The sequence below is a fragment of the Alistipes montrealensis genome (genome assembly GCF_018362775.1).
In the GTDB taxonomy this organism is placed as follows: Bacteria; Bacteroidota; Bacteroidia; order Bacteroidales; family Rikenellaceae; genus Alistipes; species Alistipes montrealensis.
On record NZ_JAGYXY010000003.1, the window covers coordinates 529,983 to 554,039 of the forward strand.

The window sequence follows — 24,057 nt, forward strand, 5'->3', positions numbered from 1 at the left end:
CCATTCACCAAAATATAATTTACTAATAATCAGCATATTAATTATTTTACGATTGTAAAAAAAAGTAGACGGATCGGAATCCTTGCGAACCGATCCAATCGCCGGAAAAGTCTTATAAACCATTTTAACCCTGCAAAATCGGCCCGTTCGACGGCAAAACCGGACGACCATCCCGGATCCGAATCCGGGTTTTGAGGACATCCGTTGATTTTCCGGAGATTATTGTTATCTTTGTTTAGATCAAACTTGAGAACCGTCCGCACATGAGAAACCTTCTGTTTACCGTACTGCTGCTCGCCGCAACGCTGCCTGCCACAGCCCAGGACGACCTGAAAAGCGTGCTCTCGCAACTCGACGCCACCCTCTCGCACCGCGACTCCTACATCGCCAGCCGCGAACAACGGATCGAATCGCTGAAAACCATCCTCAAAAAATCCGATTTCTCGGACGCCCAGCGTTACATGCTCAACCAACAACTGATCGACGAATACACCCCCTACCAGGCCGATTCGACGATCGACTACCTCTACCGCAACATCGAACTGGCAAAGCGCATGCATGACACGGGACACCTCAACGAGAGCCGCATCCAACTCGCCTACCTGTACAGTTCGGCGGGCATCTACCTCGAAGCGGCGAACATGCTGCAACAGATCGACACCACGACGCTCGACCGCAAACAACTGGTCGATTACTACGTAGCCCGGCACAAACTCAACGACGAACTACAACTCTACTCCCACGATTCGATGCAGGGACACGAGTCGTGGCGGCTCACGGTGGCCTACGCGCAGTTGATCGTGGACAACACCGATCCCACGTCGGTCACACACCTCAATTTCCGGCTCCGGCAGGCGATCAGCGATCGCAACTATCCGCAGGCCGTCGAGATTTCCGAGCAGTTGTGCAACACCATCCAGCCCCTTACGCGCGACTACGCCGAAGCATCGTACATGCGGGCCCTCGTCGCCGACCTGATGGGAGACACACCCACGGCACAGGTGTGGTTCGCCCGTTCGGCGATGACCGACATTCAACTGGCGATACGCGACAACGCCGCGCTAAAAAGCCTTGCCAACACGCTTCTCGACGACGACAACATCCAGCGCGCCATGCGTTATATGCGCATCGTGATGGACGACGCGCGGTTCTTCAACTCACGCCTGCGCCCTTGGCAGGATGCGCTGGCGCTCCACGTCATCGAAGAGGCCTACCGGGTCCGGCGGCAGCGGATGGATACCATGTACAACATTTTCGTCGTGTCGATCGCCTGTTTCATGCTGCTGGCCCTGGGCGGCGTGATTTTCGTCCTGCGCCAGAACCGCAAACTCAGCCTCGCCCGGCTCGAATTGCAGCAGGCCAACAACCGTCTCAACATCTCGAACAACGACCTCAAACACATCAACACCCGGCTCGCCGGGCTCAACAACCAAATTTCCGAAGCCAACGAAGTGAAGGAGGAATACATCGGCATTTTCCTGACGATGTGTTCGGAATACATAGACAAGATCATCGACTCGCGGCGGCACGTACGCCGCCTGCTGCGCGACGGACGCATCGACGAACTGCGGAAAGAGTACTCCCCGACCGACGGCGACAGCCGTGAACTGGAGGAATTTTACCGCAACTTCGACACCACGTTCCTACAGCTCTACCCCACCTTTATCGAGGATTTCAACTCCCTGCTGGACAAAGAAGCGCGCATCGAGCCGAAAAAGGGCGAACTGCTGACAACCGAACTGCGCATCTTCGCGCTGATCCGGCTGGGTATCAACGATTCGTCGAAGATCGCCGCCCTGCTGCGTTACTCCGTGAGCACGATTTACAACTACCGATCGAAGATCAAGGGACACACGCTCGTCTCGCGCGACGATTTCGAGGAACGCATCAAAACCATCGGGGCATTCAGTCCCCAGCACCTTTGATCACTCACCGGAAACATAAAAAGCCATGGATTTTCCATCCATGGCTTTTTATTTAAAGGTCGCTCCGTTGCGAAAATCGGTCCGGCAGAAAAACCGCCCCGGATGAAAGTCTCGACAGCTCCGTAGCGGGAAGCTCCTTCGGTCCCGAAGCATTCTGTCCGGCAGAAAAAAAAGACCGCGGAAAAACCGCGGTCTTCTATGATGGGGTCTGCTTTGCCGCCCCGGGGAACTACTGGGCCTGCTCCTGCTGCTCGGTCTGTCCGGCAGCGGGGATCTCAGCCTGCGGCATCGTAGCGGGAACCTCGCTCTCGAGCACACGCTCCTGAAGCGCCTTGGCATCCTTCGAAATCTCCGAATTGCTCTCGGCAACCAGGCCGCGGTCCATAGCCAGCGTAGCAGCGAGGCTCAGCACCACGATGGCGATAGCCATCGCCCAGGTGAATTTCTCCAGGAAGTTCGTAGTTTCGCGCACACCCATTACCTGGTTCGACGCGCCGAAATTGGCGGCCATGCCGCTCTTGGGGTTCTGCACCAATACCGCCAGGATCACCAGTACGCTCGCAACGAGTATCAGGGCAATGCAAATCGTGTATAACATATTACTTAAATTTTAATATTGTTTTCTATTTTGCCAATAAGTTCGGCAAAGTAAACACTTTTTTCGGGATTTCGCAAACTTAATTTGCGATAAATCGCTACGGACTTGTCACGAAGGCCCTGAGCGAGATAGATTTCGGCAAGTTCCTCGGTAACAACCTCGTCGTCGTCATCCAGTTGGGACTGCATCACGATCTCCTCCTCGGGTTCGCCGTCACCGGCGACGATGCGCAGATCCTCTTCCTGCAGGAAGCGGTCGATGATCTCGTCCGAGGTCGGCCGTCTGAGCACCGAGACATCGACGGCAGGCCTGCGCAGCGAACTTTCGGCACGCCACGGAGCCATCAGCGCGACCCGCGGATCGGATTCGCCCGTAAGCCCTTCGCGCAGGATACGCGCCGGGAGAAACCACGGGAAGCGCGCCACAAGGGCGTCTGCCTCCGCAACAGAGGGCGCTTCCACCGTAGCAGGCGCCGCAAAGCAGTTTTTCAGGTCAGCCATCTTGCATCGGGGATTACCAGTTGGAGGCCGCGGCCTGGAAGATGTCGGTCACGATCTTGTCGACGATCTGCGGAATCAGTTCGCCCTCGACCTCCGTGAGCAGTTTGGTCGAATCGTAGTCCTCATAAGCCGTGAAGGTGCGGTTGAACGACATCTTCTCGTCCAGCGCATTCGTGAAGCGCACCTTAACGGTGATCGTCAGGCGGTTCAGCAGGGCGTAGTCGTCGCTCGACACCGAAGTCGTCGTCGAAGTGTAGTTGACGATCTCGCCTTCGAAAGCGAAGTCGCCGCCCTCGTCGACCTGCATCAGGCGCGTGCGGCGCGTGAACATGTCGACCAGCGCCTCGGTGAGCGTAGAACTCAGGATCGGCGTAACCATGGTGGCGTTGTTGGGGAAGTAGGCCACCGAGAAGGTCTTGGCGTCGGGCGGAATCGAAGCGCCCGACAGCGAATATTTGACGGTCACGCCGCAACCCGCCACAAACGCGACGCAAAGCGCCAGTATAATAATTCTGATCTTCATAAGCTAATTTTCCTCTATACCTAACTCTTTTATTTTGCGGTATAGTGTACGTTCCGACATAAATAGTTCGGCGGCAGCCTCCCGGCGGCGGCCGTTGTTACGGCGCAGGGCGCGGATAATCTGTTCGCGCTGCATGTCGGCCTTGGTCATCTCCCGCGGCGGCTCGTCGGTAACTTCCTCGCTCTCGGCATAAACCGGGGCCGAAGACTGCGAGTAGTCCGCAACGGCCGGGACATAGCTGCTCTGCGCCGTAGTCGGCAGCAGGCCCTTGATGTCGCGGACCGGCTCGGCGCAGGCCACGCCGCCCTTCAGCAATTCGGAAATCATCCGCTTGAGGTCGTTGATGTCGGCCCGCATGTCGAAAAGCACCTTGTAGAGCAGTTCACGCTCGGTCGACATCGTGTCGTCCATACGCACCGACCCGGCAGGCATCGGAGCGCCTCCGCCCTGCGGGGGCAGGTATTTCGCCAATACCTCGGGGGTGATCACCCGGGTTTGCTCGATAGCCGAAATCTGTTCGGCAACGTTCTTCAACTGGCGGATATTCCCCCGCCAATAGTAATTTTTCAGCATTTCGCGGGCCGCATCGTCGAGCGTCACGGCGGGCATGCGGTACTGCGCGGCTACGTCGGCGGCGAACTTGCGGAACAGCAGCGGAATATCCTCCGGACGTTCGCGCAGCGAGGGGACCGTGATGGGGACTGTCCCCAGGCGGTAGTAGAGGTCCTCACGGAAACGACCCTGGACAATAGCCTCCTGCAGGTTCATATTCGTAGCGGCGACCACGCGGACATTGGTCTTCTGCACCTTCGACGAACCGACGCGGATGTATTCGCCCATCTGGAGCACGCGCAGCAGGCGCGCCTGGGTCGAATGCGGCAGCTCGGCCACCTCGTCCAGGAAAATCGTGCCCCCGTCGGCCTCCTCGAAATAACCTTTGCGAGCTTCCACAGCGCCGGTAAAGGCGCCCTTCTCGTGGCCGAACAACTCGGAGTCGATTGTACCCTCGGGAATCGCCGCACAGTTTACGGCAATATATTTATTGTGCTTGCGCGCGGAATAAGCGTGAATCACCTGCGGGAAAAACTCTTTACCTACGCCGCTTTCGCCCGTGACGAGCACCGTCAGGTCGGTCGGAGCCACACGCAGGGCCACCTCCAGCGCCCTGTCCAGAAGCGGGGAGTTGCCGATAATGCCGAAGCGCTGTTTTACGGTGGTGATCTCTGTCATTTATTCGGGTTGTTCGGGTTGGGATACAGCGACCGGGGTTTCTGCGGCCGCCTGAGGCTGTTCGATATATTCCGCATCGGCCTGCTTTTCCCGGGCGTCGCGCCAGAGGCCGAAAGCGATAGCCGCCACAGCCAGCACTGCGGCGATCACGGCGATCCAGATAAAACGGTCGGCGCGGCGGCGCGGCGCACGGTCGACATAACGGTAGGCATCGGTGCTCTTCGGCGGTTTGCCGTAGCGCAGGCCGCGTACCGAAGGATCGGGATTCATCTTCGCCGAGGTCGACACGCGCGGTTCGGCAAACGCAGTCTTCACGGCTTCGGCCACCTTCTCGGGCTGCAACGACGAACGCTTCGCACCGGCAGGTTCGTCCTCCGCAGCGGGCTCAGCCTCGGGCTGCGGCTCGTAGGCGAAGGCGATGGTGGCGTTAGGACCGGGTTTCATCACCCCGAATCCCTCCAGCCGGAACTCTGCGCCGTGTTCAACGGCATGGCGGATCTCGAAGACGAAGCGGTCGATTTCGCCCGCAGCCTCCAGTTCGCCCATCCCTTCGGCGCGGAGAAGCCCTCTCAGCACACCGTCGTCGCGTTTGAGCAGTTCCGAGAAGACAACGCTCCGGCCCGGCTCCTTGACGATGAACGTTCCGAGTTGGGGTACGACAAGCCGCTTATTCGACTTCAGATATTGTATGAGAGTATCTATCAGCACGGTTGAAAATCCTTTTAATCCGGGTTCAAAATTACCCTTTTTCAAAGAAAAAAGCAATAATAAAGGGGGCTTTTTCAAAATAATCGAACAAAGTGTTGGTTATCCGAAAAATATTCATCTACTTTGCATCCCGAAATTTTTAAAAATCCGGGCGAGCTACTTTCGCCCGAAAATTGCAAAGTAACCGAGCCGGATTGTAAAAACTTTACCGAACGAACCATGAAAGACAAGTACATCGACCTGATCGAACAATCGTTCGATTTCCCGCAGGATGAGTTCACCGTCGAGGACAACGAGCTGAATTTCCACGACATTCCGCTGATGGAACTGATCAAACAGTACGGAACCCCGCTCAAAATTACCTACCTGCCGAAGATCTCCCAGCAGATCAACCGCGCCAAGCGCATGTTCAACGTGGCGATGGCGAAGGTCGATTACAAGGGTTCGTACAACTATTGCTACTGCACCAAGTCGAGCCATTTCTCGTTCGTACTGGAGGAGGCCATGAAGAACGACATCCACCTGGAAACCTCGTCGGCCTACGACATCCACATCATCAACGCGCTCTACGAAAGCGGCATCATCGACAAGGACCGTTACATCATTTGCAACGGCTTCAAACGGCCGCAGTATGTCGAGAACATCGCCCAACTGGTGAACGACGGCTTCTCCAACACGATTCCCGTGCTGGACAACAAGGAGGAACTGGAGCTGTTCGAGGATTCGTTCACCAAGAAGTGCAAAGTCGGCATCCGCATCGCCTGCGAAGAGGAGCCCAAGTTCGATTTCTACACCTCGCGGCTGGGAATCCGCTACAACGACATCGTCGACTTCTACAAGGCCAAACTCAAAAACAGCAAGAAGTTCCAGCTCAAGATGCTGCACTTCTTCATCAATACCGGCATCAAGGACACGGCCTATTACTGGAACGAGTTGTCGAAGTGCCTGAACGTCTACTGCGAACTCAAAGCCATCTGCCCCGAGTTGGACAGCCTCAACATCGGCGGCGGTTTCCCGATCAAGAACACGCTCAACTTCGAATACGACTACGAGTACCTCACCGAGGAGATCATCAGCCAGATCAAGAACATCTGCGAGCGCAACGGCGTCGAGGAGCCCAACATCTTCACCGAATTCGGTTCGTTCACCGTCGGCGAAAGCGGCGCAACGCTCTACTCGATCGTCAACCAGAAGCAGCAGAACGACCGTGAAAACTGGTATATGATCGACTCGTCGTTCATCACTACCCTGCCCGATACATGGGGCATCAACCAACGCTACATCATGCTGGCCGTGAACAACTGGGACAAGGAGTACCAGCGCGTGCTGCTCGGCGGACTGACCTGCGACAGCGAAGATTTCTACAACTCGGAGTGTCACACCAGCGCCATTTTCCTCCCGAAGCTCGAGGCGGGCAACACGCAGTACATCGGATTCTTCCACACGGGAGCCTACCAGGAGTCGCTCGGCGGCTTCGGCGGCATCCAGCACTGCCTGATTCCCGCGCCCAAGCACGTGATTATCGACCGCGACAAGTCGGACAACGAGTATTACACGCGCCTGTTCGCCAAGGAGCAGTCCTACCGCTCAATGCTACGAATACTCGGCTACTAAATAGGACGCAGGACGAAGCGCGTGTAATACACCGGGCAGACAATCCTCCCAAACCCTCCTTTGAGAAGGAGGGCTTTCGCGGGCGGCCTGTTTGCCAAGGAGCAGTCCTACCGCTCGATGCTACGAATACTCGGCTACTAAATAGACCGCAGTACGAAGCGCGGGTAATACACCGGGCAGTCCTGCCGCCCGATGCTACGAATATCCAAATCTCCAAAAAGCCCTCGCCGACACATCGGCGGCGGGCTTTTTTTATTATTTATAAGTCCTCAATAGATTAGTTTAAGGAAAATTTCGTAACTTCGGCGGCAAAATGTGAATTCGAGCCTCAATGGAAAATAAAATACGGATATGGAAAGCGGCAATTCTTGCGGGAGGCCTGTTTTTCCTTTCCGCCAAAGCCGGTGCAGAAGAACTGCCGTCCGGAACTGCCCATAACGACCAAACGACCGCCAGTGCGCCCGGAGCGAAACCGGACAGCATCGTCTACCGCGACAACTTCCGTAACGACGACTACCTGAGGGGATACAAGGCGGGTTACCGAGCCGGGGTCCAGGAAGGACAGCAACGGCGCAACTTCCGCCCGGAACGCCGCTACGCCGATGGAGCGATCGTCCGCAGCCTCGACACAACCGCCTCCGGGCGCCGTTTCATGCACCGTCTCAGCGCGGAATTCCGCCCCGAACACATCTTCCCGACCAACCCCTTCGTCGAAGGCGAGAACCGGGCGGGACAGCCCATCGACCTCTCGCTCTCGGGACACCTGCGCTATTCGTTCCAGTTCCGCCCCGGATCGCTTCCCGACCAAATTTACGGCGGGGCCTACCAGGGCATCGGCGCGGCTTACTACGACTTTGGAAATCCCGACGAGCTGGGCAGCCCGATCGCCGTCTACCTCTTCCAGGGAGCGCGCATTGCACGGATCAGCCCGCGGCTGTCGTTCAACTACGAGTGGAATTTCGGTCTTTCGTTCGGCTGGAAGCCTTACGACGACATCGAAAACTCCTTCAACAAGATGATGGGATCGAAGATGAACGCCTACCTCAACGCCGACTTCTTCTTCGACTGGCGGGTGACGCGCGAAGTGGATTTCACGGCGGGCCTGAGCCTCACGCACTTTTCCAACGGCAACACCAAATTCCCCAATGCGGGGCTCAACGCCATCGGACTGCGGGCGGGCCTGAGTTACAATTTCGGCCGGAAATCGGCCGAGATGGCCCCGCGCATCCTAAGCCCGGCATTCCCGCGCCATTTCAGCTACGACCTCACGCTGTTCGGCTCGTGGCGTCGCAAAGGAATCGAGGTCGGCGACAAGCAGTACGCCGCGCCGGACGCCTACACGGTCCTGGGATTCAACTTCGCCTCGATGTATAATTTCGGCTACAAGTTCCGCGCAGGCGTATCGCTCGACGGCGTATACGACGGCAGCGCCAACCTGGTCATGGCCGACCAGATCGTGCCGATGGGCGGCAGCGCGGACCTTGAAGTGGAGAAACCCGGCATCGACAAACAGATGGCGCTCGGCGTTTCGGCCCGTGCGGAGTTCGTAATGCCCTATTTCAACATCGGCGTAGGCCTGGGAACCAACTTCCTGCACAAGGGCGGCGACCTGAAGGCCTTCTACCAGATGCTGACGCTGAAAATCGCCGTGACGCGCAGTTCCTACGTCCACATCGGTTACAGTCTCCGCGACTTCCACATGCCCAACTTCCTGATGCTGGGCGTCGGTTACCGCTTCAACAACAAATATCCGCGACACCGCTGACACGAAAAATCCCCGGCCGACTGGCCGGGGATTTTTTTCATTCCTGCGCCGGGACGTTACACCCCGAACAGGAAGACGAAGGGTTTGGCGCTCTTGCGGAATTTCGCCGTAGCGTCGCCCGTGCAGGCCGGGGCTCCGACGAGCGTGAGGGTCCGCTCGCCGCTGCCTTTCGAGAAGTCGATCGCCGCGAGGTCAACCCAGAAAGTCTCCATAGCCAGCGTCGGCTCGAAATAATAGACCCTATTCTTCTGGTCGCAGACCGTGCGCCAGCGTGTCGAAGAGATGTGCGGCTTATCGGGTGTGGAGATGCCGTAGGGAACCGAGACATTGCGCATGACCGACATTACGGCCGGCACGGCGATCTTCGGATCGGCAGTCTGCACAACGGCGTTGATGTAGAACGACGCGCGCACGAAACGGTCCGGGGCGCGGTTGGTTCCGGGCAGCATCGTAAGTCCTCCGATCTGCTGCCAGTAGCCGAGGATGGCCAACTGGTCGTCGTAGAAAGGCGAATTGGTCATCACCTGGTACTGCCGCCCGTGGTGAACTTCCAGCCGCCCGTCGCGGTACTCGAAGATCGCACTGTCGCCCGAGGCGTCGGAGATGGCCAGGTGCAGGCGCGACTGGACGCCGTTGGGCAGGTCGGGGGCGTCGATACGGAACTTTTCCTTCGACAGTTCGGCCACCGCCTCGTCTACCGTCGCGAAATTGTCGAGCACATACTGCGTCCAGATACTCAGGCCCATGACGGGGCGCGTATCGCCTGAACGGTCGTAGACCGACTCGGGCAGGAACAGCAGGTTGGCGACCAGCCCGGCTTCGTTCATGCCGTCGGTAATGCCGATATCGTAGCCGGCAGCCGAGAGCGTACCGTATTTCGAAGTCCAGAAAACGGTGTTGTCCGTATTCGCCCCGCGGCGCTCCGTCCCGCGCGGGAAAATGTAGAGGTTGGTGAGCGGGTCCTCGCGCCAGTCCATGGTGCGGCCCGTAACGGTCATGCCGTCGGGCCCGAGGTAAACGGCGCGGGTGCAGGCATCGGCCTGCGGAGCAAAGACGGCCAGCGCACCGGCGCACAGCATCGTCAAAGAATGGATTTTCATAGACAGAAACATTTTAATATTAAACGTATCGCTTCAAATTGAGTGCAAAACCTCGGTTTCCGGAAGAAAAAATTTGGCGTTTCATCCGGTTTGCCCTACCTTTACGGAAAACTACATTTTCCGAGATGAAATCATTACTGCGTATTCTTTTGCCGGTCACCTGCTGCAGCCTGCTACTGGGCGCCTGCGCACAGCGTCCGACGACCCTGAAATTCATGAGTTACAACATCCGCAACGGCCGCGGCATCGACAATGTCCAGGACCTCGGGCGCGTGGCGGAGGTCATCAACCGTACGGCTCCCGACATCGTGGCCCTGCAGGAGGTGGACAGCGTGACCGGGCGCATGTCCGGGCGCTTCATTCCCGCCGAGTTGGGCGAAATGACGGGCATGCACGCCCGGTTCTGCCGCGCCATCGACTACGACGGAGGCGCCTACGGCATCGGCCTGCTGTCACGCAGCGAACCGCTCGCCGTGCGCCGCATTCCGCTTCCGGGACGCGAGGAGGCCCGGGTACTGCTCGTCGCCGAGTTCCCCGATTACGTGGTCTGCGTCACCCACCTCTCGCTCACGCGCGAAGACCAGCTTGCTTCGCTGCCGATCATCCGCACGGTCACCGACACCTGCCGCAAACCGGTACTGCTGGCCGGAGATTTCAACATGAAGGTCGCCCGAACCGTACTCGACGGACTGGGCGGCGAATTCCGGCCCCTTTCGGACACCACACAGATGACCTTCCCGTCGGACAAACCCTCCATCCGCATCGACTACATCCTCGGCCGCGGACTGCCCGTATCGGCTGTCGTCACCGAGCCGACCGTGGATCACACGACTACGGCTTCGGACCATTGTCCGCTGTGGGTAACGCTCGCGTGGGAATAAGAACCGCATCGTCCCGCTTTCTACAAATATAGGCAAAAAAGCATGACTTTCAAAATGAGCTGCCGGGATGCGGCGGACGGGGATTTCGCAACGATCTGCCGTTTCCCGCGCACTCCCCGCGCACTCTTCTTCATGTATCCCCAGGGCGATTTTCCGCTTTGTACCGCCTGTCCTCCGGCTCCCTGACAGCCAATCCTCCGACCGCCGTTCCCGGCCTTCGAATACCGCCGCAATCTCTTCGACCCGATTCCTACCATAGATCCCGGCTCCCCCGACCAACCATCCTCGAATCCGGCCCCCGTCGGCCTTCCCGGCCCCGACCTAACCGTTCCCGACCTAATCGCCCCGACAACCCGGCCGGCCGGGCTCCGACCGCCACCAGGCCGAATCCAATCCAGTCAGCCGCCCCGCCTCTTGTCCTCCGCCGACGCCCCCTCCCTCCCACAAAAAAACACCGGAAAATTTGCAATTCCGGATTTTAGCTTTAACTTTGCATCACAAAGTACTTTTTACTATGCAGCAGAAAGAAGGCAACGAGGTCTATTCGACCCTGACAGAGATACGAACGCTGATGAACCGTTCGTCGCGTTTCCTCAACGTGAGCGCCTATGCCCCGATCGTCGTCGGGATACTGGCGCTGGCGGCCGTGTGGGCCGTCAACCGGGCTTTCAGCGGCGGATGGGACATCGCCCCGATGCTGACGGTCAACACCTATGCGCGCATCTATGCCCTGCTGAGCGCAGCCGTCCTGCTGATCGTCCTCTGCCTGGCGACCGCCGTAGGGCTGAGCTACTACGAAGCACACCGCAACGGCTCGAAAATCACGATCGACGCCACGGCGCGCCGCCTGTTGTGGAACTTTTTCCTGCCGCTGATCGTCGGCGGCATCTTCAGCCTGGCGCTCTTCGTCAACGGTTATTACGGGCTGACCTCCTCGATCATGCTGATATTCTACGGCATGGCGCTTATCTCCGCCTCCAACCACACGTTCAGTTCGATCCGCTACCTGGGTTATGCGGAACTCGCACTGGGACTCGTCGACAGTTTCTACCAGGGTTACGCCCTCGTTTTCTGGGCGGCCGGGTTCGGCGCGCTGAACATCCTTTACGGAGTCGTTTTCCTCGCAACAAAGAACAAGCGGTGAACCTGAACCTCGAAAATATCGACAAGACGCTGGAAAGCAAGGTCCGGCTGGGCATCATGGCCGTGCTGATGGTCAACGACAGCATGGACTTCAAATCGCTGCGTTCACTGCTCAACCTGACCGACGGAAACCTGGTGACCCATACGCGGACACTGGAAAACGCCGGCTACATCACTTCGTCGAAGCAGTTCATCGGACGCATGCCTAACACCACCTACCGGGCCACGGACCAGGGACGCGAAGCGTTCCGGCGCCATTTGCAGGCCCTCGAATCGTTTATCGACGCCACTTCACGGCCGGCCGGAAAGTGACCGTCTTTTTTTTTTCGCCAATCCACTTTGCAATTAAAAGTACTTTCTAAAAATCAAAACAATTATGGAAACCACTCCCGAAATCACCCCGGCTCCGCAGGTTGCGGCCCCCGAACCCGAAAAGAAAGCGAAAGCGAACCCGCTGACCCTGAAAATCGTCTTTATCGGCATCATCATGCTGATCCTGCTGATCCCGGGCGGCATGATCATGTCGCTGATCGTCGAACGGCGCGAAATGATGGAAAGCGCACAGGAAGAGGTCGCCCGGATGTGGAGCGCCGAACAGCACATCACGGGCCCCGTCGTGACGATCCCCTACGAATACACCGTAACGGACGAATCCGGGAAACGGACGACGGCCCGCAGTTGGCTCACCGTCCTGCCCGAGAAGCTCACCGTCGACGGCAACGTCGCCTGCCAGCAGCTCCGGCGCGGACTTTACGACACGAATGTTTACAATTCGGAAATCACCCTCGCGGGAACGTTCGCAAGCCCCGAAGAGCTGCGGACCCTGCTGGACAAGGGGGCCCGGATCGACGCCGAAGCAGTAAGCGTCGGCGTCGGAATCTCCGACCTGCGCGGCATCGAAGAGAGCATCGTGATCAACTGGAACGGCAAGGATCACCCCACCGTCACCGCCGCAGACAACGACTGCTTCGAAGTCGGCGTCGCCGCAAAAATCGCCCTGGGCGAATGGATCAGAAAACCGGGCGAGACCATTCCGTTTACACTAAAAATAAAGCTCAAAGGCTCGGTTGCGCTCTATCTCGCGCCCGTCGGCAACCAGAACACGATCCGGCTCGGCTCCGACTGCCCTACCCCGAGTTTTATCGGCAACTTCCTGCCCTCCTCACGCGAAGTGACCGAAAGCGGGTTCACGGCCGAATGGAAGGTCGTGGCGCAGAACCGCAACTATGCACAGGTGCTCGGAGTCGGCAACCACCAACGCACCATCTCCCGGAGCGAGTTGGGCGTAAACCTGCTCGTGCCCGTCACCCAGTACCAGCAGGCCATGCGTTCGATCAAATACGCCGTGCTGGTGATCCTGCTCACCTTCATCGGGGTACTGTTCGTCGAGATGACCCGCAAGAAAAACATTCACGCCTTCCAGTACCTGCTCGTCGGACTGGCACTCATCCTCTTCTACTCGCTGCTGGTCTCGATCTCCGAGCACCTCAGTTTCGGACTGGCCTACCTGATCGCCGCGGTGATGACTACCACCCTGATTACGGCCTACATCTACGGCGCCATCCGCATCCGGGGCACGGCGCTCTGCATCGGGGCCCTGCTGGCGATCCTCTACACCTACGTTTACGTGCTGCTGCAACTGGAGACCTATGCGCTGCTGGCCGGAAGCATCGGACTGTTCGTCATCCTGGCCGCCGTCATGCGTTATTCGCTGAAAATGGAGTGGACGGCCGGGAAGTGAAAACCGTGAAAATTTGGTTCGCCGGAGGGATTGCACTATCTTTGCACAAAACCAGAGACCGATGCAGATCACCAAAGCCGAATTCAAATGCTCGTCCGAGCGCATTTCACAGGTTCCGAAAGACGACCTGAAAGACATCGCCTTCATCGGGCGGAGCAACGTCGGCAAATCGTCGCTCATCAACATGCTCACCTCCCGCTCGGGGTTGGCCAAGGTATCGGGAACGCCCGGGAAAACGCGCCTAGTAAACCATTTCCGCATCAACGACACCTGGTATCTGGTCGACCTGCCGGGCTACGGATATGCCCGCACGTCGAAGTCGCAGCGCAGCGAATTTTCGAAGCTGATCACCGACTACGTGCTCAAATGCGAGAAAATGCACTTCCTGTTCGTGCTGGTGGACATCCGCCTCGAACCCCAGAAGATCGACCTGCGGTTCATCGAGATGCTCGGCGAGAACGGTATTCCGTTCGGCATCATCTTTACCAAGGCCGACAAACTCTCAAAAACCCAGTGTGAGAAGAGCATGGAGCGGTTCCGCACCACACTCGCCGAACAATGGGAAGAGCTGCCGCCGATGTTCGTCTCCTCGTCGGAGAAGGGCGCCGGACGCGAGGAAATACTCGCATTCATCGGCGAATGCCTCCGGGAAAACTAAGCCGGAGGGGATACGGGTAAAAAGATCCCGGCGCGCCGGCGCAGGACAAAAAAACGCCTGCCGCCTATAAAGTTTAACCGAATGTTGAAAAAACACGTCCTCCGGGGCGTGTTTTTTCGGCGTATTGTCCTATCTTTGCAACGTCAAAAAAAATCCTCGAAATCTATGGCTATCCACAAAATCAAAATTTTCACCGGTCGCGATTCGGAGTATCTGGCCAAAAAGATCGCCGCAAGTTTCGGCACGACGCTCGGACAGTCGGAAGTCCTGCGTTTCAGCGACGGCGAGTTCCAGCCCTGTTACAACGAGTCGATCCGTGGCTGCACGGTCTTCATCATCCAATCGACCTTCCCGCCCTCGGACACGCTGATGGAACTGCTGATGATGATCGACGCAGCACGCCGCGCTTCGGCCCACCAGGTCGTAGCCGTAATGCCCTACTTCGGCTGGGCGCGCCAGGACCGCAAAGACCGTCCCCGCGTGCCGATCGGCGCCAAACTGGTGGCCAACATGCTGATGGCCGCAGGTGTCGACCGCGTGATGACGATGGACCTGCATGCCGACCAGATTCAGGGATTTTTCGATGTCCCGGTCGACGCCCTCTACGCCAGCGGCATTTTCGTACCCTACATCAAGAGCCTCAACATCGAGGATCTCTCGATCGCAGCGCCCGACATGGGCGGCGCCAAGCGGGCAAACACTTATTCGAAACTGCTCGGCACGCCGATCATCATTTCGCACAAGGAGCGCGCCAAGGCCAACGTCGTGGGTAAAATGACTGCCATCGGCGATGTCGAAGGCCGTAATGTGCTGATCGTCGACGACATGATCGACACCGCCGGCACGATCTGCATGGCAGCCGACATGCTCATGGCCCGCGGAGCGAAGAGCGTTCGCGCCGCCATCACCCACCCCGTGCTTTCCGGCCCGGCCTACGAGCGTATCAACGAGAGCGCCCTCGAAGAGGTGATCGTGACGGACACCATTCCGCTCAACCCCGACAAGGACCTGCACAAATTCACGGTGCTGTCGGTCGCCGACCTCTTTGCCGACGTGATCGAGCGCGTGCACAACTACAAGGAAATCTCTTCGATCTTCTCCAAATAGAAGAACTCCCATATCATAAAAAACAGGACTTTTTTCAAAGTCCTGTTTTTTATTGCCAGTCTGCCGGAAATACTACTTTAACGGCGAATCCGGCTCCTTGGACATCACCAGGTAGAACATACGGTCGAGGAACGCAGGGGCGAATTTTTTGACGAAGTGCGTCGCCCGGCCTTCGTTCTCCATCAGGCAGAGGCGTTTGCGTTTCAGAATACCCTTCGCCACAATGCGGGCCACCTCGTCGGCAGTCATCATCTTCGCCTCGTCGCGCGGGGTTTCGCCCTGCTGCGAACCGTCGGCCGTGAGGGCCGAAAACCGAACGTTCGAAGCCGTGAAGCCCGGGCAGGCGATCATCACGTGGAGACCTTTTTTGAGGTTCTCGATGCGCAGCGTTTCGAGGAAGCCCGTCATGGCGTATTTCGATGCCGAATAACCCGTACGGCCCGGCAGTCCGTGCAGGCCCGCAACGGACGAGATACCCACGATCGAACCTTTCGACGCCTGCAGGTAGGGTAATGCGAATTTGCAGCAGTTGACCGTCCCCCAGAAGTTGACATCCATCAGTTGATGAAGCACGTCGAGGTCCACGTCGTCGAAGATGGCGCGCATCGAAATACCCGCGTTACAGATCAGCACGTCCACCCCGCCGAACTCCCGCACGGCGGTTTCGATCAGCTCCCGGCACTCCTCAGGCTTCGTCACATCCATTCCGCAGTAAGCGGCCTGTCCGCCCTTCGCGCGGATATCGCCCGCAAGAAGCTGTAATTTCTGCACGCTGCGCGCCCCGAGCACCACTTTTGCACCCTGCGCGGCATATACCTTGGCCATCGCCTCGCCGATACCCGACGAAGCGCCCGTAATAACGATGGTTTTATTTGCTAATGTCTTCATGTATCTGTTCTATTAACTTTTCATAGTTCCAACCGCTGTTTTCGCCGCCTTCGGCGTCGTTTACAAGTCTGCCCCACCCCAAACCCCTCCCTCGGGAGGGGCTTATCGCACGCGACCGGAATGCGGACCTAAATATCAGGGATATCCACCTCAAGCATATCGTAAGCCAGCCGCACGCCCGGCGGAAGCGTCGGTTCCGTCGCGGCATGCAGGCCGATTTCGTGGGACATGTGCGTAATATAGGCTTCGCGCGGCCCGATGCGGCGGATCAGCCCCAGGGCCTCTTCAAGGTTGAAATGCGACGGATGGACAGCCATCCGCAGCGCGTTGACCACCAATACCTCCACACCGCGCAGTTTCTCTGCTTCGGCATCTTCGATGGTTTTGAAATCCGTCAGGTAAGCCAGCGGCCCGATACGGAAACCCGTGACTTCGAAGCGCTCGGAATGGTGGCCCGAAACGGGTACGATCTCCACCTCCCCCACCCGGAACGGCTTCGCGGTGTCGATCTCGTGTAATTCGATCTCCGGAACGCCGCGGTATTTGTCCTGCGCGAAGGCGTAGTCGAAATCCTTGCGTACGCACTCCAGCGCCCGCGGAGCGGCATAGATGTGGACCTTGTGGATGGCGGGCGGATAATCGACGAAATTAAAGGCCCGAACGTCGTCCAGTCCGCCGATATGGTCCTTGTGCTCGTGTGTCAGCAGGATGGCGTCGAGATGCCGCACGCCCGTACGCAGCATCTGGTAACGGAAATCGGGCCCGGCGTCGATGACGATGCGCACGCCGTGCGTTTCGACCATCGCCGAAGTGCGCAGGCGGTTGTCGCGCCGGTCCGCCGAAGTGCAGACCTTGCAGCGACACCCGATGACGGGCACGCCCTGCGAAGTACCGGTTCCCAGAAAGGTGAGTTTCATGAATGCAAATGTAGAAAAATTAGCGCAAATTGCTGCATTTTATAAAGCAATGCTTCTTGAAAATATGCCGCAAATGGCGCGCATCGTAAAAAACGGGGCGGATGGACAGTGCCCGAAGTACACTCCATCCGCCCCGTTCGGGGGATATGCGGCAGTGCGCCGCAATCAGCGGAATCAGAAACCGCTTTCGACGTTCCAGACAAACGCCCGGGAACCCTGCATCTTGGTCGCGGCGTCCAACTCACGGAAGGCATCCATCAGCGGAGCCACCTGCGCATCGTCGACGATAGCCAGGATCGAAGCGTTCATCGAGGGCCACGCATGTGTGCCGTAGTGGGGTTCGCCGTCGACCGAACCGCGGCCCTGGGTCAGCGCCCATTTGGTGAAGCCGCGGATGCCCTGCTCGTCGAGAATGGCGTTCACGCGGTCGGTCAGCGCCTGGTTGTATGACAAAAATACTGCTTTCATAGTCGTAATTTCAATTAATGGTTGCTTGCCTGGTGTTTGGCAGCCAGTTGCGCCAGCTTCTCCTTCTCCTTACGCTGCGAGCGGTTGACGAGGATCGAGTAGAGCACCGGAACGATAAACAGCGTCAGGATCGTCGAGAACGTGAGACCGCCGATCACGGCGATACCCATCGGTTGCCAGGTCTCCGATCCGGCTCCCGTGCCGATTGCCAGCGGCAACATACCCAGGATGGTCGTAAACGAAGTCATCAGCACCGGACGCAGACGGCTTTTACCGCCGGCGATCACCGCGTCGAAGACGCCCGAGCCGCGCTCGATCAGCAGGTTCATGTAGTCCACCATCACGATACCGTTCTTGGTCACGATACCCACGAGCATGATGGCTCCGATCAGGGCGATCAGCGACAGCGGCGTGGAGGTCATCCACAGCGCGAGGAACACACCCGTAAAGGCGAACGGAATGGTGAACATGATGATGAAGGGGAATTTCAGCGACTCGAACTGCGTGGCCATCACGATATAAACCAGGATGACGATCAGGATGAGCAGCGTTCCCAGGTCGGAGAAGGCGTCGCCCTGATCCTCGACCGTACCGCCCACTGCGAGGTCCACGCCGTCGGGCGTAGGATATTCGCCGATCAGTTGGTTCACCTCGGCCACCACGTCGCCCAGCGCAACGCCGGCTCCCAGCGTCGACTTGACGGAAATGACGCGCTGGCGGTTCTCGCGCTCGATCATCGGCGCGGCATACTCCTCCTCGACGGTTCCCACCTCTTTGAGTTTCACGGGGCGGCCCTGCGCATTGTAGAGCGTAATGTTCTCCACGTCCTCGATACGGTTGCGGAACGGCTCGGCATAGCGCACGACGATGTCGTACTCGTCGCCGTCCTCCCGGTATTTCGAAGCCACGAGACCGTCGATGCGGTTGCGCACGGCCTGCGACGCCGTAGCGCTGCTGATGCCGTAATACGACAGGCGGTCGCGGTCGAAGACAACGTTGTACTCCGGGCGAAGGTCGTCGCGCGAAAGCTTCACATCGCGTACACCGTTCAGTTCGCCCATCTTCTCCTTCAGGTCGTTGGCAATGGCGTTCGTAACGTCCATGTCATGGCCGAAGACCTTGACATCCACGGTCGCCGAACCGCTCATGCTGCCCGACATACCGCCGGGGGTCACCGTATACTGGCGCACCTCGGGAATCTTGTCGAGCTCCTCGCGCAGCAGGTCGGAGATGACGTAAATCGAGCGGTCGCGCTCCTCCACGTCGGACAGGCGCACGTTGTAGTTGATGATATGCGAACCGGTGGTCTGCATCGCCGCAAAGGCGTCGTCGGAAGAGTTGGCGCCCGAGGAAGCCGACACGAGTACGATTTCGGGGTATTTCGCATACATGATGCTGTCGATCTGCCGTGCGATACGCGCCGTATATTCCACGGCGATATTCTGCTCCAGTTCGACGGTAGCCGAAATACGGTTGTTGTCCGAAGGCGGGAAGAACTCCGTCGGAACCTGCGTCAGCAGACCCAGCGACACGATAAAGATTGACATCATCGAGAAGAAGGTGATACGGCGGTGGCGTACGACCCAGTTGAGCGAACGGGCATAAGCGCCGTCCAGCCAGGCAAGCGCCCGGTCGATGGGTTTGTATATCACGCCAAGGCCCTTGTAGTCGTGCACGCCGCCCTCGAGTTTGAGCATGTAGGCCGACATCATCGGGGTCAGCGAAATAGCCGCCAGGGTCGAAACGCAGACCACGATCGTCACGATCCAGCCCAGTTCGCGGAACAGGATACCCGCCATGCCCGGGACCATCGTCAGCGGCAGGAACACCGCAACGACCACGAGCGTCGTGGCGATAACCGACAGCCATACCTCGTTGGTAGCGTAGATGGCGGCCTCCTTGGGGTTCGAACCGCGTTCGATATGCGTCGTAATGTTTTCGAGCACCACGATCGCGTCGTCGACGACCATACCGATGGCGATCGAGAGCGACGAGAGCGAAATAATGTTCAGCGTGGAGCCCGTAGCGAACAGGTAGATGAACGAACAGATCAGCGACACGGGGATCGTCATACAGATGATCATCGTTGCACGCCACCTGCCGAGGAACACCATCACCACCAGCACCACGAAGATGAAGGCGTAGAGAATGGTCTCCGAAAGCGATCCGATGGCGTCGGTGATCTCTTTCGAGCCCTCGAAGATAAGCTCCATCTTGACATCCTTCGGGAGGGTTTTCTGAATCTCCGGCAGGCGCGACTGGATTTCGTGGACGATATTCACGGTGTTGGCGCCCGACTGCTTCTGGAACATCACGCGCACACCCAACTGGCCGTTGACGCGCTCGTCCATCGTCGCTTTTTCAAGCGTATCGCGGATTTGGGCCACGTCGGAGAGTTTCACCGTGCGGCCTCCGGCGTTCGACACCACGACCTTGCGCAGTTCGTCCGAGAGTTTGAACTCGCCGTCGGCCTTGATATTGAACGTATTGTTACCGATATCGATCGTACCGCTGGGGATGTTGACATTCTCGGCGGCGATGATCTGGCCCAACTGCTCGACAGTCAGGTTGTAGGCTTCGAGTTTGGCGGGATCGACGTTGACCTGCACCTCGCGTTCGGGCACACCGATGATCGACACGGCGCCGACGCCGTCGACGCGGTTGAGCACGTTGACCAGTTTGTCGTCGAGAATCTTGTTCAGGGCCGGATAACTCTCCTCGGCCGTGACGGCGATCATCATCACGGGAATCATCGAGGTCGAGAACTTGAAGATCGTCGGATAGTCGATGTCGTCCGGCAGCATCGACTGCACACGCGACACCACGTCGCGGATTTCGTTGGCCCCTTCACTCAGGTCGGAACCGTATTCGAACTCGACGGTGATCATCGAGACGTTATCCTGCGACTTGGAAGTCAGCTTCTTAAGGTTGCTCACCGTGTTGAGGTTGTCCTCGAGCACACGGGTGATGTTGGTTTCGATATCCGCGGCATTGGCGCCCGGATAGAAGGTGATGACCGAAATCTGGGGTATTTCGATCTCGGGATATTGGTCTACCGCCAGGTTCATCAGCGAGAAGAGGCCCATGACCATCACGCCGACGAAAAGCAGGATCGTAGAGATCGGTTTGCGGACCGCGCTTTCGTATATTTTCATTGAAAAGGGTCTTTTTTAGTCTTTCTTAACTTCCACTTTGGCCCCGTCGAAGAGTTTCGACAGCGCGGTGACAGCCACCTGCTCGCCGGGCTCGACGCCCCGCAGGATGTCCACGCTGCCGCCGATCTGACGGCCCACCTCCACCGAACGGCGGGCGGCAACCGAATCGCCCACGATGACATAGAGGTAACGCTCGGCCGAGCCGACCTGCTTCTGGATGGCTACGTCGGGAACCATCACGCCCTGCTTGCTGCCCATGTCGAAGGTCGTGCGGGCATACATGCCCGGACGCAGCGTGCGCTTGGCATTGGGAACCTTGACCTCGACCTTGAAGGTGCGGGTCGTGGGGTCCAGCGCCGGATAGATCAGCGACACGGTCCCCGTAAACTCCTCGTCGGGGAAGATGTCGACAGTCAGTTTCACCGGCATCCCGACCTTCACGTTGGGGAAATACTGCTCCGAAATATTGGCGATGACCTTCAGCGGGTCGATCTGCATGATGTGCAGGATCGGCTGCTGGGCGAACAGGTCGCCCGACTCGTAGTTGCGGGCCGTGACGACGCCCGAAATGGGCGAACGCACCTCGATATTCTTCTTGAGGTTGGCGACCACCTCGCGCTGCACGTCCAACTGAGCCTTGGCCTGTTCGATCTGCTGGGCCGAGATACCTCCCGCCTCATAGACGGGCAGCAGGCGGTTGTAGTCGTCCTCGACGGTCTTCAACTGCACCAACTGCTGGGTGTACTGCGTGGGGTCGAGCGACACGATCAACTGGCCCTCGCGCACCGGATCGCCCACCTCGACCATGATTTTGTCGATGTGTACGCCCGAAGCCGCAGGAGTGATGTCGTTCTCCTTGTAGGGTTCGATCTCGGAGGTGAAAACCTCCGTCAGCCGCACCGTAGCCTCCTCGGCGACGGCACTCTTGGTCAGCACGCCTTTGTCTTCCGTAACGACGGCGTTCTTTTTACCCGTGCAACCGACAATCGTAGCGGCGGCAATTCCTAAAATCACGAATCTTTTCATACGTTCTTATCCTGTTTTTTTATTTATTTGTCATGTTCGCGTCCGATGATCCGGTCGTACTCGGCCTTGGCCGAAAGGTAGTCGTAGATCGCCTGCGAGAAATTCAGTTGCGCCTGCGTCTGCGAAAGCTGCGCGCTGTTGAGTTCGAGGATCGTTCCCGCGCCCGCACGGTAGCGGGTGTCGGAAATCTTGTAGGCCTTGCGCGCCTGCTCGACCGTGAGTTCCTGGGCGTACATCGTCTCGCGGGCGGTCATCAGGTCGTTGAGCGCCGAGCGCACCTGCACGTCGACCTGCTGGCGGGCATAACTACGCTGGAGCGAAATCTGCGAAATCTGATTCTTCAGCTCGCGCGACTTGTTCATCTTGGTCAGGCCCGAAAAGATGGGAACCGAGACCCGGATGCCGGCAGAAAGCGGATTCTGCCAGAAATAACCGTCCTTGACGCTCGACATGCCGCCGGTCGCCATATCGAACTTCACCGAACCCATGTTGTTTCCCGTAAGCGTAAAGTTTCCGAAGGCCCCGATCGTCGGCAGGCGGCTTGCATTCTCGGCCTTGAGCTGGAGGCGAAGCATCTCTTCCTGCAATTCGAGCGTGCGCAGGTCGGAGTTGTCGGTCACGTCGGTCGTCAGCCCGTCGGTCCCCGCCAGCACGTCGTCGCGCAGGGCGTCCAGCTCGCCCACTACCTCGATCGCCACGTCCTCGGGAATCGAAAGGTACATCTTGAGCATCAGCTTGGCCAGCTTGATCGAATTCTCCGTCTGGAGGATCGTGGGCTTCAGGTTACTCAACTGCACCTGGGCCGTCAGAAGGTCGTACTCCGAACTCAGTCCGTGTTTGTACTGCACCTCGGTGTCGTCGACCGTACGCTGCACCGTGGCCTCCGATTCGCGGAGCACCGCGAGCGACTGCTCGGCCAGCAGGATGTTGTAGAAGGCTTTCTTCACCTCGGCCGTCAGGTCGATACGCGACGCGCGCGCCGATTCGACGGCTGCGGCCATCTGTTGGTCGTTGAGTTTCATCAGGCGGTAAACCTGTGGTGCGAAGAGCGGCAGCGAAGCATCGACCGCACCGCTCAACGTCGTATAGGGATCGCTTCCGAGCGAAAAACCCTTGGACATCTGCTGTACGATGAACTGGTGATTAGCCTGCCCGGTTACCGACACCTGCGGCAGCAGGCTGCCCCACGTCTGGCGTTTCACGTAGTCGTAACGCTGCACTTCCATCTCCGCGACCTTGATGGTCGGGTTCTCGCTCAGGGCGAGTTCCAGGGCCTGGGGCAGTGTCAACCGCATCTGGCCCGAAGCGCCGGCGATGCCGGCCGCACAAAGGCCTAAGATTAAAAAAAGTCGTTTCATCATTATTCAGAAAAATTATATTTCGTTATTATTTATGCAGACGAACGGTATGGACGAATATTTTAAAGGACCTCTTCCGGCCCTTTCCACACGGGTCACTGCTTTTTATTTACGGTTTTAGCCGGTTCGTAACGTTTCACATAGTCGTCGACGAGCAACAGCCCCTTGGTCGTGGAGATACCGCGAAAAAAGTTACTGATAATCTGGACGAACGCCTCTCGCTCCGGCATGCCCTCGGGCAGCATCAGGTCCTTGCGTACGGTGAGGGCCGAGGCCGTGTAGTAAAGTACCGAGATCGCCAGATCGATGTTGAACGTATCGACGAACAGTCCGTCGGCAATTCCCGTTTCGAGCATATCCTGCAAGTCGCGGCGGCTTTTGGCGGAGCCTTCACGCACCATCTTTTCGTAAACGGCCGGGTAAAACTTGCGCAGGTTGTTCAACAGGCGTTGGATAACCTCGGCATTGTCCATAACGCCGCCCAGTACCATAAACATCGCTTCGAGTACGTTGCGTGCATGAGCGCACGCCGCCGAGCGTTCCAGGCGGCTCTGCTCGAAAAAGCGGTCCATCGCCAGGTAGAGCAACCCCTCTTTGTCTCCGAACAGTTCGTAGAGCGTCCGTTTCGAGACGCCCAGCTGCTGTGCGATGTCGTCCATGCGCACCGACTTGATGCCTTGCGACACGAACATCTGCATAGCCTGTTCAATGATTCGTTCCTTCTGATCCATGATCTAATCCGATTGATACGG

General features: G+C 58.1%; 23 protein-coding genes. 10 read left to right on the forward strand and 13 right to left on the reverse strand.

The genetic code is table 11. The features are described from left to right. Positions 1–263: 263 nt before the first annotated feature. On the forward strand, positions 264–1,925 hold the full coding sequence (locus KG007_RS08365) for a DUF6377 domain-containing protein (protein WP_213348131.1): 1,662 nt from the start codon (positions 264–266) through the stop codon (positions 1,923–1,925). 229 nt (positions 1,926–2,154) lie between these two features. Here the strand turns inward: KG007_RS08365 and secG are convergent, their stop codons facing one another. From secG to KG007_RS08390, 5 genes are read right to left on the reverse strand one after another with little or no spacing between them, the layout of a single operon-like run. Beyond that, complete coding sequence (gene secG / locus KG007_RS08370; RefSeq protein WP_195460883.1) at positions 2,155–2,523, reverse strand: preprotein translocase subunit SecG; 369 nt, start codon at positions 2,521–2,523, stop codon at positions 2,155–2,157. Between the two features lie 5 nt (positions 2,524–2,528). Continuing rightward, positions 2,529–3,023, reverse strand: coding sequence for a hypothetical protein (locus tag KG007_RS08375; RefSeq protein WP_213348133.1), 495 nt, complete (start codon positions 3,021–3,023; stop codon positions 2,529–2,531). A 13-nt stretch (positions 3,024–3,036) separates the two neighbouring features. Further along, the gene (locus KG007_RS08380; RefSeq protein WP_195460885.1) at positions 3,037–3,546 is read right to left on the reverse strand and encodes an LptE family protein; all 510 of its coding nucleotides are present in this window, start codon (positions 3,544–3,546) and stop codon (positions 3,037–3,039) included. 3 nt (positions 3,547–3,549) lie between these two features. Beyond that, positions 3,550–4,776, reverse strand: coding sequence for a sigma-54 interaction domain-containing protein (locus KG007_RS08385; protein WP_213348135.1), 1,227 nt, complete (start codon positions 4,774–4,776; stop codon positions 3,550–3,552). Beyond that, entirely contained in the window at positions 4,777–5,484 is a 708-nt protein-coding gene (locus tag KG007_RS08390; RefSeq protein ID WP_288237884.1) for a hypothetical protein, read from the reverse strand. It lies immediately after the preceding gene. 219 nt (positions 5,485–5,703) lie between these two features. On the opposite strand from KG007_RS08390, the gene KG007_RS08395 reads away from it, so the two are divergent. Then, the gene (locus tag KG007_RS08395; RefSeq protein WP_195460887.1) at positions 5,704–7,098 is read left to right on the forward strand and encodes a type III PLP-dependent enzyme domain-containing protein; all 1,395 of its coding nucleotides are present in this window, start codon (positions 5,704–5,706) and stop codon (positions 7,096–7,098) included. 331 nt (positions 7,099–7,429) lie between these two features. Continuing rightward, positions 7,430–8,863: an acyloxyacyl hydrolase gene (locus KG007_RS08400; RefSeq protein WP_213348136.1), complete on the forward strand. Its 1,434-nt coding sequence runs from the start codon at positions 7,430–7,432 to the stop codon at positions 8,861–8,863. A gap of 56 nt (positions 8,864–8,919) precedes the next feature. Here KG007_RS08400 and KG007_RS08405 read toward each other — a convergent pair whose 3' ends face one another. Beyond that, entirely contained in the window at positions 8,920–9,963 is a 1,044-nt protein-coding gene (locus KG007_RS08405; protein ID WP_213348138.1) for a linear amide C-N hydrolase, read from the reverse strand. A gap of 125 nt (positions 9,964–10,088) precedes the next feature. Here KG007_RS08405 and KG007_RS08410 point away from each other — a divergent pair, with 125 nt between their 5' ends. From KG007_RS08410 to KG007_RS08440, 7 genes are all read left to right on the forward strand, one after another. Then, the gene (locus KG007_RS08410) at positions 10,089–10,844 is read left to right on the forward strand and encodes an endonuclease/exonuclease/phosphatase family protein (protein WP_213348140.1); all 756 of its coding nucleotides are present in this window, start codon (positions 10,089–10,091) and stop codon (positions 10,842–10,844) included. A 42-nt stretch (positions 10,845–10,886) separates the two neighbouring features. Then, on the forward strand, positions 10,887–11,030 hold the full coding sequence (locus KG007_RS08415; RefSeq protein ID WP_213348142.1) for a hypothetical protein: 144 nt from the start codon (positions 10,887–10,889) through the stop codon (positions 11,028–11,030). Positions 11,031–11,358: 328 nt separating this feature from the next. Further along, complete coding sequence (locus KG007_RS08420; protein WP_213348144.1) at positions 11,359–11,988, forward strand: hypothetical protein; 630 nt, start codon at positions 11,359–11,361, stop codon at positions 11,986–11,988. Next, positions 11,985–12,299 (forward strand): winged helix-turn-helix domain-containing protein, encoded by a 315-nt coding sequence (locus KG007_RS08425; protein ID WP_288237890.1) that lies wholly within the window; start codon positions 11,985–11,987, stop codon positions 12,297–12,299. Before KG007_RS08420 ends, KG007_RS08425 begins: the two co-directional genes overlap by 4 nt. A 64-nt stretch (positions 12,300–12,363) precedes the next feature. Next, the gene (gene creD, locus KG007_RS08430) at positions 12,364–13,728 is read left to right on the forward strand and encodes a cell envelope integrity protein CreD (RefSeq protein WP_213348146.1); all 1,365 of its coding nucleotides are present in this window, start codon (positions 12,364–12,366) and stop codon (positions 13,726–13,728) included. A 61-nt stretch (positions 13,729–13,789) separates the two neighbouring features. Further along, complete coding sequence (gene yihA / locus KG007_RS08435; RefSeq protein ID WP_195460894.1) at positions 13,790–14,386, forward strand: ribosome biogenesis GTP-binding protein YihA/YsxC; 597 nt, start codon at positions 13,790–13,792, stop codon at positions 14,384–14,386. Positions 14,387–14,551: 165 nt separating this feature from the next. After that, on the forward strand, positions 14,552–15,493 hold the full coding sequence (locus tag KG007_RS08440; RefSeq protein ID WP_195460895.1) for a ribose-phosphate diphosphokinase: 942 nt from the start codon (positions 14,552–14,554) through the stop codon (positions 15,491–15,493). Positions 15,494–15,565: 72 nt separating this feature from the next. Here the strand turns inward: KG007_RS08440 and KG007_RS08445 are convergent, their stop codons facing one another. The 7 genes from KG007_RS08445 to KG007_RS08475 all read right to left on the reverse strand — a co-directional run bounded on the left by KG007_RS08445 (position 15,566) and on the right by KG007_RS08475 (position 24,036). Next, positions 15,566–16,381 (reverse strand): SDR family oxidoreductase, encoded by an 816-nt coding sequence (locus KG007_RS08445; protein ID WP_213348148.1) that lies wholly within the window; start codon positions 16,379–16,381, stop codon positions 15,566–15,568. A 128-nt stretch (positions 16,382–16,509) separates the two neighbouring features. Further along, positions 16,510–17,298 (reverse strand): MBL fold metallo-hydrolase, encoded by a 789-nt coding sequence (locus KG007_RS08450; protein WP_195460910.1) that lies wholly within the window; start codon positions 17,296–17,298, stop codon positions 16,510–16,512. 174 nt (positions 17,299–17,472) lie between these two features. Next, positions 17,473–17,766, reverse strand: coding sequence for a PG0541 family transporter-associated protein (locus KG007_RS08455; protein WP_195461731.1), 294 nt, complete (start codon positions 17,764–17,766; stop codon positions 17,473–17,475). A gap of 14 nt (positions 17,767–17,780) precedes the next feature. Beyond that, entirely contained in the window at positions 17,781–20,921 is a 3,141-nt protein-coding gene (locus tag KG007_RS08460; protein WP_195461730.1) for an efflux RND transporter permease subunit, read from the reverse strand. A gap of 15 nt (positions 20,922–20,936) precedes the next feature. Then, on the reverse strand, positions 20,937–21,947 hold the full coding sequence (locus tag KG007_RS08465; protein ID WP_195461729.1) for an efflux RND transporter periplasmic adaptor subunit: 1,011 nt from the start codon (positions 21,945–21,947) through the stop codon (positions 20,937–20,939). A 23-nt stretch (positions 21,948–21,970) separates the two neighbouring features. Next, positions 21,971–23,308 (reverse strand): TolC family protein, encoded by a 1,338-nt coding sequence (locus KG007_RS08470; RefSeq protein WP_249413284.1) that lies wholly within the window; start codon positions 23,306–23,308, stop codon positions 21,971–21,973. 92 nt (positions 23,309–23,400) lie between these two features. Next, positions 23,401–24,036 carry a TetR/AcrR family transcriptional regulator gene (locus tag KG007_RS08475; RefSeq protein ID WP_195461728.1) on the reverse strand — a complete coding sequence of 212 codons (636 nt, stop codon included), beginning with the start codon at positions 24,034–24,036 and terminating at the stop codon, positions 23,401–23,403. Positions 24,037–24,057 lie beyond the last annotated feature (21 nt).